Raw genomic sequence first — 15,573 nt, forward strand, 5'->3', positions numbered from 1 at the left:
GAGGCGGCGTCGAGCCGCCTACTCGTCGACGTTCTGTCCCCAGAACCCCTCGTGTTTGGTCACCTCGACATCGCCCTGAACCGTCGTCTGGCAGGCGAGTCGGAGTCCGTCGTGGGGATCGTGTGGCGGGAACGACAGGCGTCGCTCCTCGGCGGCGTTACGCTCGCCGGCCGCGCCTTCGATCTCGACCGCGCAGGTGCCACAAGTTGCCATACCGTGGCAGTTGAGCCGACTTGACAAGCCGTTGTGCGGCGTCTCACCGGCGTCCAGCAGCACGTCCCGGAGAATTTCGCCCGCCTCGCACTCGATTTCCGTGCCGTCGAACGTTACTGTGGGCATAGTGGTTCCAACGGGTGCGTTCATAAAGTAGCCGACGGGCAGCCGCCGACCGCCACCGAACGGCTGCCGGAACCCGAAACGGTTGATACCGGCAAGGAAAACAGAGAACCGAATGAGCGACACACTCGACTGGCGCGAGTACGACCTCTCGGAGGATCCGACCGTCGCCGGCGACGTGCGCGTATCGAGCAGTCTCTACTCGGAGCGTCTGGACCGCGAGACCGAACTGCTGGCGTACCTACCGCCGTCCTACGACACTGCCGACCGCGAGTATCCCGTCGTCTACATGCACGACGGCAAAAACCTGTTCGACGACCGGATCAGCTACTCCGGGGAGTGGCAGGTCGACGAGACGATGGAGACTCTCGCCGAGGAGGGAATCGAGGCAATCGTCGTCGGGATTCCGAACGCCGACGACGACCGGGGAGGCGAGTACAGCCCCGTCGAGCCGACGGGGGCCGGCGTCGAAGACGCACCCTACGACCCCGACGAGTTGCCCGGCGGCGACGCCGACGAGTATCTGGCGTTCCTCGCTGAGCGCGTCGTTCCGGCCGTCGAGGACAGCTTCCGGACGAAGACAGGCCGCGAGTATCGCGGGCTCGCCGGCTCCTCGCTGGGCGGGCTCGTCAGTCTCTATGGCTACTTCGAGTATCCCGATCTGTTCGGCTTTGCCGGCGTGCTGAGTCCCGCGTTCTGGTGGACCGAGGGACAGATCTTCGAGTACGTCGCTGAGCAGTCCCACGTTCCCGGCCGGCTCTATCTCGACGTTGGCGGCGACGAGATGCCCGACAGTCCCGACCTCTCGGCGCGCTACCGCGAGGAAGCCCGCGAGATGGTCGAACAACTCGAGGCGATGGGGTACGACGACTCGGAGCTTCGGTTCGTGCTCGAAGAGGGGGCCGTCCACCAAGAAGCGGCGTGGGCGCGGCGCTTCCCCGATGCGGCTCGGTTTCTGCTCGGTGAGTGACGCCGACGCTGGGGTGTCGATGATTCGAACTTCTGTTCCGTCGATAATACCCCATGAGTTGTCCGTAACGGACAGGATATCGATGATCTGCCGACGGTCGTGGTCATTCGAACGGCGAGGATAATTTTTCCAAGAAGTTTGTTCAGAAACTACATGCTGATGTTGAAATACCGGAATCATTATCCGTGTACGGACACTGGGTGTGAATGCAATGGCGAAAGGAAACGTTGATTTCTTCAACGACACTGGCGGTTACGGTTTCATCGAGACTGAGGACGAGGACGACGACGTATTCTTCCACATGGAAGATGTCGGCGGCGAGGACCTCACTGAGGGACAGGAAGTCGAATTCAGCATCGAGCAGGCCCCCAAGGGTCCGCGCGCGACGAACCTTACGCGGCTGTAATTCGGTACTAATCGGTCGCTTTACCGCGACTTTCACAGACACCATTCTTCGATAGCTACGACTGCGAGCAGCAGTGCTCTCCGAGACTCACTGAGCGTCGGCGTCGTGCCGTCCGTACAGCAGCGTCAGCGGCGTCGCAGTGACGCCGTGGGCGAGCAACGATCCGGCGACGACGAGACTCCCGGCGACCCAGACGATTTCGACCCCGGTCTCTCGGGCCGCGAGCGTCGCGTAGTACAGCGCGGCGATGCCGACCGGGCCGAACCAGCCGGCGAACAGCCGGGAGCGCAGCGTATCGAGTGGGTGAATCGCCGGGCCGAGCGCGAGCACCATCGGGAGCCGTCGCGCCAGCAGGACGGCGACGACCAGCGCCGGCCCCCGCCAGCCCAGCGCGGTCCATCTAGCCCACGGAATTTCCATTCCGAACAGGACGAACACCGGGAAACTGAACAGGCGATTGAACACCTCCGTCACCTGCTGTTCGTGAGCCTCGTCGCTCGGATCGGCAAAGCGGCTGTACGCGAGCGCCGCGACGAAGACGCCGAGGATCCCGCCGCCGCCGAGCACCGTGACGGCGCCAAGCACCGCGAACGTGAGCGCGACCGTCACCGTCAGCACCGACGTTTCGTCGGTGATCTCGCGTTCGCTGGTCCAGCGTTCGACGATCCCGGCACTGGCACCGACGGCGACGCCGACCGCGATCGGGATGGCGAGTTCCTGAACGAACGTCGACGGGACCCACTCCGCGAGCGCCGCACTCGGAGGATACAGGACAGTGAGGATGCCAAGATGGACGAACGGCGCAGCGAGCCCGTCGTTCGCGCCTGACTCGCCGGAGATGAGCCGGCGGACGCGAGACGGGATGTTCTCCTCTGCGAGACGCCCCGTGACGATCGTGTTGGCGATCACCGGATCGGTCGGCGTCACGACTGCGCCGATCAGCATCGCCGTCGGGACGGCGACGCCGACCGCGAGGTACGCCGACAACCCGCTGAGAAGCCACATCGCAGTCATGCCGGGGACGAGCAACACGGCGAGCGAACGCGCGCGGCGTCGAACGTACGAGTCGGGAAGCCGAAGCGCGATACTGGTCACCGCGAGCGCAACCGTGACGCGGGCAGTCTGCTCGACGACGACGAGTCGCTCCCAGCCCGCCGGAAGGACGACCATCCCGAGGCCGACCGGACCGATGACGACGCCGAACAGCGTGGCCACCAGCGGATCGGTCACGACGTAGAGTCGCTCCTTCAGGAGCCCGCTGATGAGGCTGAGCGTAAGCGTCAACCCTCCGAACAGAAGGACCACGACGTTCAGCTCCGTCATCGGCATCCCAAGCAACGACGCCGTGGTCAATAAGCCACCGTGCGCCACCGCCGGCCGCGGCGCTACGACGACGTTATCCGCGGCCTGAAGTCGCTTCGGCGCCTAGACGAGCCCGATGGAGCGAACGGACGTTCTCGTCGTAGGCGGCGGGGGAACCGGTACGGGGATCGTGCGAGATCTAGCGATGCGCGGACTCGATACCACACTGGTCGATCGCGGCGGGCTGGGGTCGGGCACGACCGGCCGCTCGCACGGCCTGTTACACAGCGGCGCGCGGTACGCCGAGGCCGACGCGACCGGCGCGCGCGAGTGCATCGCCGAAAACGAGATCCTCCGAGAGATCGCCGGCGAGTGCATCGCGGAGACGGGCGGGCTGTTCGTCCAGTTGGACGCCGACGACCCCGCGTACTTCGACGCCAAGCGGGACGCCTGCCGCGAGCACGGCATCCCCGCGGAGGAACTCACGCCCGCCGAAGCGCAGGACGAAGTCCCCGACCTCACCGACGATGTCGAGCGCGCGCTGTCGGTGCCCGACGGCGTGATCTACCCCTCGCGGCTGGTCGCCGCGACGGCCGCCGACGCCAGAGCGCACGGGGCTCGCATCCTGCCGGACGCGCCGGTGACCGATCTGCTGATCGAAGACGACGCCGTCGTCGGCGCCGCGGTCGACCACGAGGTCGGCGAGATCAGGGCCGACCACGTCGTCAACGCCACCGGCGCGTGGGCCGACCAGTTGGGATCGATGGCCGGCGTCGACCTCGACATGAAGCCGACGCGCGGCGTCATGATCGGCGTCGAGTATTCCGATCTAGGTCCCGTACTCAACCGCTGTCGGCCGCCGGACGACGGCGACATCGTCGTTCCCCACGGCGAGCAAGTCGTGCTCGGCACCACGAGCGTCGCCGTCGAGGATCCCGACGACTACGAGCAGGCCGAGTGGGAGGTAGAGCGCACCGTCGAGGAGTGTGCGGCGATGCTCCCGTCGGTCGCCGACGCCGAACAGACCCGCACCTACTGGGGCGTCCGCCCGCTGTACGGCCCCGAGGAGGACGAACTCGGCGACGAGCGCGGCATCTCGCGGGGCTTTTTCGTCGTCGACCACGCCGACCGCGACGGGCTCGACGGGTTCACCAGCGTCGTCGGCGGCAAGCTCACGACTCACCGGCTGATGGCCGAGGCCGCCGTCGACCACATCGCCGAACGCCTCGGCGTCGACGCCGCCTGCCGGACCGCAGAAGAGCAGCTAACGGCTCACGACGATCCGGACCGACTCGACGCGCTGGTCGAGGAGTTCGACGCCGCCGGCCCGGCCGATGCGGACGTGGTCGGCAGGCGGTAGAAGACGACTCTTTTCGTCGGGTGTGCGCGCTTTCCTCGCGGCGTCGCCGCTCGGCCAAAAAATCGCTCGCTCGCTCCCTCGCGGAGGAGCAATAGGACCGCTACTGGAACTCCTCGATCAACGCCGGCACCACGTCGAAGAGGTCGTCGACGATGCCGTAGTCCGCGATGTCGAAGATCGGCGCGCTCGGATCGTTGTTGATCGCAACGATCGTATCCGAGCCCTTCATGCCGGCGACGTGCTGGACGGCGCCGGAGATGCCGACCGCGATGTACACGTCGGGGGTGACGACCTTGCCCGACTGGCCGACCTGCCGGTTCTTGGGGAGCCAGCCGTTGTCGACGATCGGTCGGGACGACGACAGCGTCGCGTCCAAGGCGTCGGCCAGATCGCGCACGAGGTCGAGGTTCTCCTCTTCTTCGATACCGCGACCGACCGAGACGAGCACGTCGGCCTCGCTGATGTCGACATCACCGCCGCCGACCTCCTCGAACCCGCGGACCGACGAGGTGATCGCGTCATCGTCGATGTCGACCTCGAACGTCTCGATTTCGGCGTCGCCGCGGCCCTCGGCGGCCGGCCACTCGCCGCCGCGGATCGTCGCCACGACGCCGTCGGTCGCGTCGACCTCGCAGGTGGTTGCAACCTTCGAGCCGTACATCTCGCGTTCGGCCCGCAACGTGTCGCCGTCGATCGAGAGGTCGATCGCGTCCGAGACGTACGGCAGTCCGAGCGCGGAGGCGACCGCGGGCGCGTAGTCGAGCCCGTTGACGCTGTTGGGCGCGAGCACGACCGCGGGATCGACATCGGCGGCGAGCTGTTCGACCGCTTGCAGGGAGATGTCGTGGTTGAACTCCTCGCCTTCCGGCACGGTGAGCACGCGATCGACGCCCTCGCGGTCGAGCTTCTCGGCGAACTCCCCGACGGCGCCGCCGATCACGGCGACGTGGAGGTCGCCGCCGGTCTGGTCGGCGAGCGCGCGCCCCGCCGTGACGAGTTCGTAGCTCACGTCCCGGAGGTCGCCGCGTCGGTGTTCGGCGACGGCGAGTACGTCGCTCATTCGGCGCTCACCCCTTTGTCACGGAGGACACCCGCAAGTTTGGCCGCGCTCTCTCCGGCGTCGCCCTCGAACAGCTCGGCGTCGCTGTCGGTTTCGGGGACGAACATGTCGGTCACGGCGAGACTGCTGTCGGCCGCCGCGGCGCCGAGGTCGAGGTCCTCGAGCGTCTGCACGTCGAGTTCCTTGGATTGGGCCTGTCGGATGCCCCGCAGGCTCGCGTACCGGGGCTCGTTGATCCCGGTCTGGATCGTCAGGACGGCCGGAAGCTCGACATCGGTCAGCTCTTCGACGCCGCCTTCGAGTTCGCGACGGACCGACGCCACGTCAGCGCCGGGTTCCAGATCGAGGTTGTTGACGACGGCCGCCCAGCCGTAGCCGACGCGCTCGGCCAGCGCAACGCCCGTGCCGCCGAAGGCGTCGTCCTCGGCTTGGACGCCCGTCAACACTAGGTCGGGCTCTTCGGCCTCGACGACGCCTTCGAGAATCTCGGCTTTCGAGCCCACGTCGAGCGTCTCGGCGTCGGCCAGCGCGTCGTCCCAGACTCGGATCGCCCGGTCGGCGCCTTTCGCCAGCGCCATCCGGATCGTCTCCTCGCTGCGCTCGGGGCCGATCGTCGCCGTGACGACCTCGACATCGTCGCCGGCTTCGGCGAGCTGTACGGCCGCCTCGATGGCGTAGTCGTCCCACTCGTTGAGGTCGTACTCCCGGTACTGCTCACCGATTTCCGTCCCCTCGATCTCGAAGTCGTCCGCGACCGTCGCCACTTCCTTGACGGTGACCAGAATCTTCATCATTATACGTTGGACGGAGCACCCGCTAAATGGTTTTGAAACCTGTAATCCGTCGTGAAACGTTGTCCCAGCGCCACCGATGTCGGCGCCGCAGCGGAATCGCGGGCGTCACTCGCCGTCGGTAACGTCCTCGTCTGGCAGGCTGATCAGGTTCTCGCGGCCGATTCGAAGCTTGTCGACGCGGTCGTCGTCGTCCATCGCCGACAGCAGCTGGGACACCTTGGCGTTCGACCAGCCGGTTTCGGTGACGATCGACGCCTGTTTCATCCGACCGCCGTTCTGCTGGAGGAGTCGCTCGACGCGTTCCTCGTCGCTGAGCAGTTCGGGGTCGACTTGGTCGGCGTCCTCGTCGTCAGCATCGGTCACAGCCTGTTCAGCCCCAGAAGCTGTGGCGGCCGTGCTTGCGCTCTCGGCCGTTGCTCTGCCGCCGCCGGCTTCGGTCGTCCCGCTCTCCGGCGCCGCTTCGTCGGCGGGCGAGGGAGTTGGATCGGCATCATCGACATCGGTGCTCGCCTGCGACCGGGCTTCGCCGCCGTCGCCGGCCGCGACCGAACTGCCATCGGCGTCGGCGAGCGAGTCGACGTACGCCATCACGTCCTCGCGCCGGAGGTCGGACGCGTACCAAGCGACGGCGAGCCCGAGCAGGACGGCCAGTAGCCCGCCCCCGACCAGCGGCGCCGTTCCGAGGGAGGGGTCCGGTCCCGGGGGATCCGGCCCGCCGGTGTCACCCGTGGGCACGTACGTCGCCTCGATGTCGCCCGCATCGAACGACGTGGGACCGGTCCACGCTGCGGTGCCGCTGTCGACGCCGCCGTCGGGCGAAGTACCGAAGTTCCACGAGTCGAAGGCGTAGCCGGGCGGCGCGGCGATGACGAGGCGCTGCCCCGCTTCGAGCCGGGGCAGCCACGTTCCCGTCTCGGTCTGGAACGCGTCGCCCAGCACGACGTTCTCACCCTCGACCTGCGCGAAGTTCGTCCACGTGAACGAAAACGAGAGGTAGCCGGTCTCGTTGGCGAGGCGGGCCGAGTGGTTCACGTCGGTAATCGACATCTCGCGGCCGGTCGCCGCCGACGCGTTGGCAACGAACGGCTCGAAGGTCTCGGTCGAATACCCAGCCTCGGCGTGACCGGCCTCGTGCTCGCGGGCGAGATCGTTGAACGATTCGCGCTCGTCGGGCGTGTCGATGCCGTGAATCCGCGTCGTCGCGGTCCAGCGCGCGTCGCCATCGGCGGTGAGGTTGATCCGGAACACCTGCCTGAGCTCGGTCTGGTTAGTGCCGTCGCTCTGGATGGCGGTCGACCCCGCCAGCTGCGACGTGCCGTCGGCACTGCCGGGTATGCCCGGACTAGCCGCCGCTGTGGGTGCGACGAGGAGGGCGAACAACAGCGGGACGATCAGGAGGGCGGCGCGAACCCGCATACCCTCCCTTGCTGACTGGGGCAAGAAAATCCTTTTCATCGGGTTACACCGCCAGCACTAGCTATAAAACGTCTCACGGGCTCTCAGGTGCTCGCAGTGGCGCTACTCGCTGGAGAATTCGGGCCGACCGAGCCACCTAAAGAGTAGTAGAGGCGGCGAATTTTTGTATAAGAGGAGCATACCCTGCTGACATGACGCGTCTCCGCGCGGTGGTCTTTGCAGCCCTCCTCGTACTGTCGCTCCCTGCGGCCTCGGTCGCAGGGCCGGCAGCGCCGGCGGTACCTGACACAGGCGACGCGACGCCGACGGCAGAGCCACGGCTCGACGCCCTCACGATCAGCAGCTCGGGCAGCGGCGTCTCGTGGGTGACGGTCGGCGGCGACACGAGCACGTCGTACGCCGGAGCGAGCGCCGGCATCGGGAGTTCGCTGGGCGACGCCGACGCCGAACTGCGCGCGGCGTTCGCCGCCACTCGGATCGAGAACAGCTACGGCGCCGCGGCGTCGGACGCCGGGCGACAGAGAATCATCAACCAATCCGTCGACGACATCAAAGCGACCATCGGCGAGCTACACGAACGGGAGCAGGCTGCCGCACAGCGGTACGCCCGCGGCGAGATCACAGGCGCCGAGTTCCTCTCGACGATCGGCCGGATCCACGCCGAAGCGACGGCGTTGGAAACGCGTGTTAACACGGTTACCGAGCTCGCGTCGGACGAGCGAGCCCGCGACATCCGCCTCAACGGACAGCTGGCCCGCTTCCAGACGCCGATGCGGGCTGACATCGCCGCGGCGCTGGAAGGCGACCGGGGGCCGGTCGAAGACATCCGGATCGCGTCGAACGGAAGCAACGTGGTGATGGATCGGATCGTCGGATCGGAGTACCGCCGCGAATCCGTCCAGTACGATAGCTACGTCAACGACGGGCCGATCAGGTTCGAGAGCCTGCTCGACGTGACCGACGGGATGGACGTCAGCGAGCGCGGCGCGGAGCTGTACCCGTGGATCTACTCGAACAGCCGCAACGACAACTCCCACCGATGGTACAACTCGCTGATGTGGGTCCGAATCGAGCACGATCGAGGGACCTTACAGACGTTCCTCGACGGCACCACCCGTGATGTCGTGCTGGAGTACCACGAACTCGATGTCAGCGACCTCGAAACGTCGCCGACGGTGAGCAACACGGCAAACGGCATCAAGGTCGCGGCGCACCGTGTTCCCGACGGTGGGCCGGTCCGGGTTAACGTGACGACGCCCGACGGCGCCGCGCTCGACGCCAACGTGACCATCGATGACCACACCGTTGCTGTCGGCGACGACGGAACGGAATGGATTCCGGCACGCTCGGGACCGGTGTCGGTCACCGCCACGGTCGGGGGCGACTCGGTGACAGTTGAGAACAAGACGGCGACGGTGACGGTCCGGTAGCCACGTTTCACACTACTGCGTTCTGAAGGAGAGAGCACCCGCGCTAGCAGAGCCGATCGTCGGCGTCTCGGTCCACAGGTTCATATCGGAAAGCGCCGCGAGTGGCGCCCGTGACGCGTCGAGGTGTCGCTCCCGTAGTTGGTGTCGCGCTGCTCGTGTTCGTCAGCGTCGCGCTCGCTGCTGTCGTCGCCGGCGGGCTGGCGGCCGTCGACGCCGACGGCCCGCCGGCACAGGCAGCGCTGGCGGTCGATGTCGACACAGAGGCCGACGAAATCACAGTGAGCCACGGCGGAGGGAGCACACTTGACCCAGAGGCAGTCTCGGTCAGCATCACGGTAAACGGCAGCGCGCTAGCGCAGCAGCCACCGGTGCCGTTTTTCTCTGCAAACGGGTTCGTTTCGGGGCCGACGGGACCGTTCAATCCGGCGTGGAGCGGCGACTGGGGCGCGGGCGAATCGGCGTCGCTACGGATCGCCGGCACGAACGCGCCGGGCGGGATCGACCCCGGAGCGACCGTCGACGTTGTCGTCCGCGTCGACGGTCAGATACTGGCGGAGCGAAGCGTCGCGGCCGAGTGACGCCCTGTCGCTACTCGGGCACGCGGGCGACGGTGACGATGGCTACGTCGGGTTTGTGGGATGGCCCCATCAGACGGTGTTCGATCTCCTCGTAGCCCGCGCGCGAGAACATCCGATCCGCCTCGTCGGCGTCGTAAAACAGCATGATCGCGTCCGCGACCTTCTGTCCGATCGTACTCTTGGGGTTGTTCGGCCCGACGATCAGCACCTGTCCGCCCGGCTTCACGACGCGCCGGAACTCGCGCAGCGCCATCACGGGGTTCGGCCAGTACTCGATCGATCCCGAGGACCAGAGCACGTCGAAGCTGTCGGTCTGATAGGGAAGTCGCTCGGCGTCGCCGCGCGCGAACTGCACGGGGTCGTGCTTGCCGAGTTTCGCCCACGCTTTCTCCATCTGGTGGACGCTCTGGTCGAGTCCATGCACGTTGTCAGAGTGCTCCAGCAGTCCCTCGGTCGCAAAGCCGGTACCCGATCCCACGTCGAGCACGCGGTCGTCGGCGTCGATGTCGAGCATGCCGATCGCCTCGTCGCGCATCCGTTCGTTCCAGACGAACGGGTTGACGCGGTCGTACACTTGCGAGAGGTACTTGTAGAACAGCCGTGCGCGCCGCTTGTTCTCGAGAACGCCCATTGGACGGGGATTAGGGCTACCGGATCATAATGCTGACCGTTTGGGCCGACGGTTGGCGGTGCTCGTCCCGCGACACCTTTCGCAACTACCTTATACGCCCCTTTGCAAAGTTCCGCCTGATAATAGATATGCCGAGGCCAGAGGTTCTCGACCGAATACAGACGGCCGAAGACGAAGCTGACGAGATCGTCGCGGAGGCCGAGGCGGATCGGGACGACCGCATCGCCGAGGCCCGCGAGCGCGCCGAGGAGATCCGCGAGCAAGCGGACGCCGAGGCCCGCCAACTGAAAGACGAGCGACTCTCGGAGGCCCGCGAAGAACTGTCCGAGGAGCGCGAGGAGATCCTCGAAGAAGGACGCCAGCAGCGCGACCAACTCGCCGAGAAGGCAAGCGGACGTGAAGACGAGGTGGTCGAACACGTCCTCGAGGTGTTCACGGAGGCGGTGCATGCTCAGACCTGAGCGGATGAGCAAGGTGTCGGTGGCCGGCTCGCGCGCGGTCATGAAGCCAGTCATCGACGCGATCCACGACCTCAACCTAGTCCACCTCAGTGACTACGACGGCTCGTGGGAGGGCTTCGACAACGGCGACCCGGCCGCGGGCGCCGAGGCGGCGTCGGAGAAGCTGGTCACCGTCCGTTCGCTCCAGAGCATCCTCGGCGTCGAAGACGAGGACGCCGGCCCGAGCCGGATCGTCGACGACGAGGCGCTCGACGAGGAGCTCGCGGAGATCCAGTCGGAGGTCAACGAACTCGACGACCGACGCAGTGAGCTTCGAGACGAACTCCGCGAGGTCGACGACCGCATCAGCTCGATGGCGCCGTTTGCCGAGCTCGGGATCGACCTCGATCTGCTCGGCGGCTACGACACGCTTGACGTGCGTGTCGGCGAAGGTGACGAGGAGGCGCTCCGCGCCGCCCTCGCCGACGCCGACAGCGTCGACGAGTTCGAGCTGTTCGGCGGCGACGGCGACGTCGTCGCGGCCTTCGTCTACCCTGCTGATGACGCAGGCGAGGGCGCGCTCGACGACGCGCTCGTCGGCGTCGACTTCGCCGAGCTCGACGTGCCCGACGCGGAGGGCAGCCCCGAGGAGTATCTCGAAGAACTGCGCCACCGCAAACAGCAGCTCGAATCGAAGCTCGACTCGATCGAGAGCGAGCTCGAAGAGATCAAAGTCGACGCAGCGGGCTTCCTGCTGGCCGCCGAAGAGAAGCTGTCCATCGAGGTCCAGCAGACCGAAGCGCCCCTGCAGTTTGCGACGACCGAGCGCGCGTTCGTCGCCGAAGGCTGGGTGCCGACCGATCGCTACGACGATCTGGTCGCCGCGCTCGACGACGCCGTCGGCGATCGCGTCGAGGTCGAAGAGCTCGAACGCGCCGAGTACACCGAGGACGGCCACGCGGCCCACACCGAGGAAGTCGACCACGACGACGCCGAGGACGACGCCGCGGCGGCGTCGACCGGCGACGCCGAAGAAGAGCCGCCCAAGGCGGCTACGGATGGTGGGACCGCCACCGCAACGGCAGCCGGCTCATCGAGCGCGGTCACGATGGCCGACGACCCGCCGGTGATTCAGGACAACGTCAAGGCGGCCCAACCGTTCGAGTTCCTGCTCGAGATGATCAACCGGCCGAAATACTCCGAGCTGGACCCGACGCTCATCCTGCTGTTGACGTTCCCGGCGTTCTACGGGTTCATGCTGGGCGATCTGGGCTACGGCCTGCTGTATATCGGCGTCGGCTACCTGCTCTATAGCCGCTTCGAGGACGACGTGTTCCGCAGCCTCGGTGCGATCGGCATGTGGGCTGGCGGCTTCACGGCGCTGTTCGGCGTGCTGTACGGTGAGATGTTCGGGATGCACTTCCTCGGAGAGATCGTGTTCCCGAGCGGAAGCCCGCCGATGCACAAGGGGCTCCAGCCTGCCTTTAGCTACTACGGACAGGCGTGGCTGGTTGCGAGCCTGCTGCTTGGCTTGCTCCATCTCACGATCGGCTACGTGTTCGGGTTCATCAACGATCTCGACCACGGCGTCGTCGAGTCCTATCTCGAACATGGCTCGTGGGCGACGTTGATGATCGGGCTGTGGACGTGGGTGTTCAGCCGACACCTCGAAGGCGCAAAGCCCGACATGCTGTACACCTCGTTCGGCCCGCAGGGCGAGCACACCGCTTTGAACCTCGGGTTTAGCGGACTCCCCGAAGCCGTCGGGCTGTTCGTCGGCGTCCCGCTGCTGGCGATCGGCTTCCTGACGATGGTCTACGGCGAGGTCAAACACTACGGCCTGATGGGCATCCTCATCGGCGGCCTCGAAAGCTTCAGCGTGTTCGGCGACGTGCTCTCCTACCTCCGGATCGGCGCGGTGATCCTTGCGAAGGCAGGGATGGCGTTCGTCGTCAACCTGCTGTTCTTCGGGGTGTACGTCGTCGACGGCGAGTGGCACTTTGCGACGAGCCACGCGCCGTCGTACTACGCCGAACACGGCTACCACGGCCACGAGGTCACCGAGATCATGTTCGGCGGCCTGCTCCACGGCGGCATCGCCTCGGCGGTCGCCGGCGTGTTCATCCTCGTGATCGGCCACCTCGTCGTCCTGCTGCTGGGCGTCACCAGCGCCGGTCTGCAGGGGATCCGTCTCGAGTACGTCGAGTTCTTCGACAAGTTCTACGAGGGCGGCGGCCGCGTGTTCTCCCCGTTCGGCTACGACCGGGAGTACACCGCCGAGGACTGACTTCGACCGCCGGTCGTTTTTTGGCTGCTGTCGACGCGATAGCGACACCGTTCGTTGCGAGCTGTGGGCGGTGGTCGGTTTGACAGCGGGGAGGAGTGCGAAATTATACTGAGGCTGTCACTATTTCGCCGTCGTATCGAAAGTATAATGCCCGTCGAATCCCGTTTCCATGGGTTAGACTGCCGAAATCGGCCGTTTCGTTTGGGAAGCTTTATGAACTCTCTGGGGAGAAGTACGGACTGTCCGAAGCCACGAGGTACACAAATTATGATCGAATCCGCAGCAGACATCGCACCGGTAGTTGCGCAGGGTCTCGCAGACAGTGCTACAGTTCTTCAGGGCAACGAGTCCGCCGCTGGAGCCGCAGGAAACGGCGGCGGCCCCGCCATCGAGCAGGGCGCCGCAGCAGCACTCGGTATCGGCCTCGCCGCCATCGGCGCGGGCTACGCCGAGCGAGGTATCGGCGCGGCCGCAGTCGGCGCACTCGCCGAAGACTCCATCTCTACGGGTATCGGGATCGTTCTGACGGTCCTTCCCGAGACGCTGGTGATCTTCGCGCTGGTCGCGCTCTTCGTCTAAACCGCACCCCCCATTTCTTACAATGAGTCTGGATACAGTCGTTGAGGACATTCGAGACGAAGCCCGCGCGCGTGCGGAGGACATCCGCGAGGAGGGCGAAGCCCGCGCCGAGGAGATCGTCGCAGAAGCCGAAGCCGACGCCGAGGAGACCGTTGCCGAGGCCGAGGCTGAGGCGGAGCGACAGATCGAACAGGAGCGCGAACAGAAGCTCTCCAGCGCCAAGCTGGAGGCCAAGCAGAAGCGCCTCGAAGCTCGACGCGACACGCTCCAGTCGGTCCGAGAGACCGTCGAATCGGAGCTCGCCGACCTCAGCGGCGAGGAGCGCGAGGAGCTGACCCGCGCGCTGCTCGACGCCGCAGAGCCGGAGTTCGACGACGCCGACGACGTGGTCGTGTACGGTCGCGCCGACGACGAGGAGCTCCTGACCGAGATCCTCGAAGACTACGACGGGTTCGAGTACGGCGGCGAGTACGACTGTCTCGGCGGCGTCGTCGTCGAGAGCGAGTCGAGTCGTCTGCGAGTCAACAACACGTTCGACTCGGTGCTCGAAGACGTCTGGGAGGACAACCTGCGAGAGATCAGCTCGCGGCTCTTCGAACAATGAGCACGAGCCAGCACGGTGCCTCGAATCCGGAGTACGTGAACGCTCGCGTTCGCTCCCGGCGGCGGAAGCTGTTCGGCGACGAGGACTACCGCAAGCTGGTGCGGATGGGTCCCGGCGAGATCGCGCGGTTCATGGAAGAAAGCGAGTACGAGAGCGAGATCAACACGCTCGGGTCGCGCTACGGCGGCGTCGACCTGATCGAGTACGCGCTGCACGCCAACCTCGCAAAGCACTTCGACGACCTGCTGGAGTGGTCCGAGGGAACGCTGTACGACCTGATCGCGCGATACCTGCGGAAGTTCGACGTCTGGAACGTCAAGACGGCGCTGCGTGGGATCTACACCGACGCCGACGCCGAGGCGATCCAGTCCGACTACATCCGCGCCGGCGAGTTCGACGACAGACTGCTCGACCGGCTGGCCGAAGCCGGCAGCATCGAAGACGCGATCGAACTGCTGGAGGGAACCGAGTTCTACGAACCGCTCGACGAGGCCTACGAGGCCTTCGAGGCAGAGGGACTACTCGTCCCGCTCGAGAACGCTACCGACCGCGCGTTCTACGAGCTACTGCTCTCCGGCGTCAGCGTCGGGCCGAACGTCGAAGGGCCGAAAGCGCGCTACGTCGAGTTCCTCGAGGCCGAGATCGACTTCCGGAACGCCCTGCGGCTCTCCCGCAGCGGCGCCGATCTCGAGCCGACGGAGTTTTTCATCGAGGGCGGAACCCTCTTCGACGAGCGAACGCTTAGACAACTCGTCGGGAACTTCGACGAACTCGTCGCGCACATCCGCGAGAGCCACTACGGCGACCAGCTAGACCTCGCGCTGGACGAACTCGAAGCGGCCGATAGTCTGATCGGCTTCGAGCACGCCCTCGAGGCGGCGCTGCTGGAGTACTCCGATCAGCTGTCGAACGTCTACCCGGTGTCGATCGCCGCGGTGCTCTCCTACATCCTCGCCAAGGAGCGCGAGGTCGAGAACATCCGCGCGATCGCACGCGGCCGCGAGGCCGGATTGGACGAGGCCGAGATCGAAGACGAGCTGGTGGTACTATGAGCCAAGAAATCGCTGTCGTCGGCAGCCCGGATTTCACCACAGGGTTCCGGCTTGCCGGCGTCCGGAAGTTCGAGAACGTCCCGGACGACGAGAAAGGCGACGCGCTCGACGACGCCGTCGAACGCGTCCTCACCGACGAGGGCGTCGGCATCGTCGTGATGCACTCCGACGACCTCGATCACCTCTCGCGGGGCGTGCGACAGGACGTCGAGACGAGCGTGGAGCCGGTCGTCGTCACCCTCGGTGGCGGCGCGGGCAGCGGCGGACTGCGCGAACAGATCAAGCGAGCGATCGGTATCGACCTGATGGAGGAAGACGAGAGCTAAAT

17 protein-coding genes are annotated in these 15,573 nt (G+C 66.2%); 11 read left to right on the forward strand and 6 right to left on the reverse strand.

The window, feature by feature from the left end; all coding sequences use genetic code 11:
* Positions 1-18: 18 nt before the first annotated feature.
* Complete coding sequence (locus CRO01_RS13035) at positions 19-339, reverse strand: 2Fe-2S iron-sulfur cluster-binding protein (RefSeq protein WP_097009576.1); 321 nt, start codon at positions 337-339, stop codon at positions 19-21.
* A 112-nt stretch (positions 340-451) separates the two neighbouring features.
* Between CRO01_RS13035 and CRO01_RS13040 the strand changes: the two genes are divergently transcribed.
* On the forward strand, positions 452-1,306 hold the full coding sequence (locus CRO01_RS13040) for an alpha/beta hydrolase (protein ID WP_097009577.1): 855 nt from the start codon (positions 452-454) through the stop codon (positions 1,304-1,306).
* A 211-nt stretch (positions 1,307-1,517) separates the two neighbouring features.
* The gene (locus tag CRO01_RS13045; RefSeq protein ID WP_097009578.1) at positions 1,518-1,712 is read left to right on the forward strand and encodes a cold-shock protein; all 195 of its coding nucleotides are present in this window, start codon (positions 1,518-1,520) and stop codon (positions 1,710-1,712) included.
* A gap of 87 nt (positions 1,713-1,799) precedes the next feature.
* On the opposite strand, the gene CRO01_RS13050 is transcribed toward CRO01_RS13045, so the two are convergent.
* On the reverse strand, positions 1,800-3,035 hold the full coding sequence (locus CRO01_RS13050) for a cation:proton antiporter domain-containing protein (protein WP_179747486.1): 1,236 nt from the start codon (positions 3,033-3,035) through the stop codon (positions 1,800-1,802).
* A gap of 115 nt (positions 3,036-3,150) precedes the next feature.
* Here CRO01_RS13050 and CRO01_RS13055 point away from each other — a divergent pair, with 115 nt between their 5' ends.
* Positions 3,151-4,374 carry an FAD-dependent oxidoreductase gene (locus tag CRO01_RS13055; protein WP_097009580.1) on the forward strand — a complete coding sequence of 408 codons (1,224 nt, stop codon included), beginning with the start codon at positions 3,151-3,153 and terminating at the stop codon, positions 4,372-4,374.
* A gap of 100 nt (positions 4,375-4,474) precedes the next feature.
* Here CRO01_RS13055 and CRO01_RS13060 read toward each other — a convergent pair whose 3' ends face one another.
* The 3 genes from CRO01_RS13060 to CRO01_RS13070 form a co-directional block, all read right to left on the reverse strand.
* Positions 4,475-5,434, reverse strand: coding sequence for an electron transfer flavoprotein subunit alpha/FixB family protein (locus CRO01_RS13060; RefSeq protein ID WP_097009581.1), 960 nt, complete (start codon positions 5,432-5,434; stop codon positions 4,475-4,477).
* A complete protein-coding gene (locus tag CRO01_RS13065; RefSeq protein ID WP_097009682.1) occupies positions 5,431-6,225 on the reverse strand; it encodes an electron transfer flavoprotein subunit beta/FixA family protein in 795 nt (264 codons plus the stop codon). Before CRO01_RS13065 ends, CRO01_RS13060 begins: the two co-directional genes overlap by 4 nt.
* A 108-nt stretch (positions 6,226-6,333) precedes the next feature.
* Positions 6,334-7,644, reverse strand: a complete 1,311-nt coding sequence (locus CRO01_RS13070) for a helix-turn-helix transcriptional regulator (RefSeq protein WP_097009582.1) — start codon at positions 7,642-7,644, stop codon at positions 6,334-6,336.
* Between the two features lie 191 nt (positions 7,645-7,835).
* Between CRO01_RS13070 and CRO01_RS13075 the strand changes: the two genes are divergently transcribed.
* Together CRO01_RS13075 and CRO01_RS13080 are read left to right on the forward strand one after the other, a co-directional pair.
* On the forward strand, positions 7,836-9,074 hold the full coding sequence (locus tag CRO01_RS13075; RefSeq protein WP_097009583.1) for a DUF7096 domain-containing protein: 1,239 nt from the start codon (positions 7,836-7,838) through the stop codon (positions 9,072-9,074).
* Positions 9,075-9,184: 110 nt separating this feature from the next.
* On the forward strand, positions 9,185-9,652 hold the full coding sequence (locus CRO01_RS13080; protein WP_097009584.1) for a type IV pilin: 468 nt from the start codon (positions 9,185-9,187) through the stop codon (positions 9,650-9,652).
* A 10-nt stretch (positions 9,653-9,662) separates the two neighbouring features.
* Here CRO01_RS13080 and CRO01_RS13085 read toward each other — a convergent pair whose 3' ends face one another.
* Positions 9,663-10,283, reverse strand: coding sequence for a methyltransferase domain-containing protein (locus CRO01_RS13085; protein ID WP_097009585.1), 621 nt, complete (start codon positions 10,281-10,283; stop codon positions 9,663-9,665).
* A gap of 128 nt (positions 10,284-10,411) precedes the next feature.
* On the opposite strand from CRO01_RS13085, the gene ahaH reads away from it, so the two are divergent.
* The 6 genes from ahaH to CRO01_RS13115 all read left to right on the forward strand — a co-directional run bounded on the left by ahaH (position 10,412) and on the right by CRO01_RS13115 (position 15,571).
* Positions 10,412-10,744, forward strand: a complete 333-nt coding sequence (gene ahaH / locus CRO01_RS13090; RefSeq protein WP_097009586.1) for an ATP synthase archaeal subunit H — start codon at positions 10,412-10,414, stop codon at positions 10,742-10,744.
* Positions 10,731-13,010 carry a V-type ATP synthase subunit I gene (locus CRO01_RS13095; protein ID WP_097009587.1) on the forward strand — a complete coding sequence of 760 codons (2,280 nt, stop codon included), beginning with the start codon at positions 10,731-10,733 and terminating at the stop codon, positions 13,008-13,010. The genes ahaH and CRO01_RS13095 overlap by 14 nt, the downstream gene beginning before the upstream one ends.
* A gap of 267 nt (positions 13,011-13,277) precedes the next feature.
* The gene (locus tag CRO01_RS13100; protein WP_097009588.1) at positions 13,278-13,589 is read left to right on the forward strand and encodes a hypothetical protein; all 312 of its coding nucleotides are present in this window, start codon (positions 13,278-13,280) and stop codon (positions 13,587-13,589) included.
* A gap of 22 nt (positions 13,590-13,611) precedes the next feature.
* A complete protein-coding gene (locus CRO01_RS13105; RefSeq protein ID WP_097009589.1) occupies positions 13,612-14,193 on the forward strand; it encodes a V-type ATP synthase subunit E in 582 nt (193 codons plus the stop codon).
* Complete coding sequence (locus CRO01_RS13110; protein WP_097009590.1) at positions 14,190-15,245, forward strand: V-type ATP synthase subunit C; 1,056 nt, start codon at positions 14,190-14,192, stop codon at positions 15,243-15,245. Before CRO01_RS13105 ends, CRO01_RS13110 begins: the two co-directional genes overlap by 4 nt.
* A complete protein-coding gene (locus CRO01_RS13115) occupies positions 15,242-15,571 on the forward strand; it encodes a V-type ATP synthase subunit F (protein WP_097009591.1) in 330 nt (109 codons plus the stop codon). The genes CRO01_RS13110 and CRO01_RS13115 overlap by 4 nt, the downstream gene beginning before the upstream one ends.
* The last annotated feature ends 2 nt before the right edge of the window (positions 15,572-15,573 follow it).

The sequence above is a fragment of the Natronoarchaeum philippinense genome (genome assembly GCF_900215575.1).
Classification (GTDB): Archaea; Halobacteriota; Halobacteria; order Halobacteriales; family Natronoarchaeaceae; genus Natronoarchaeum; species Natronoarchaeum philippinense.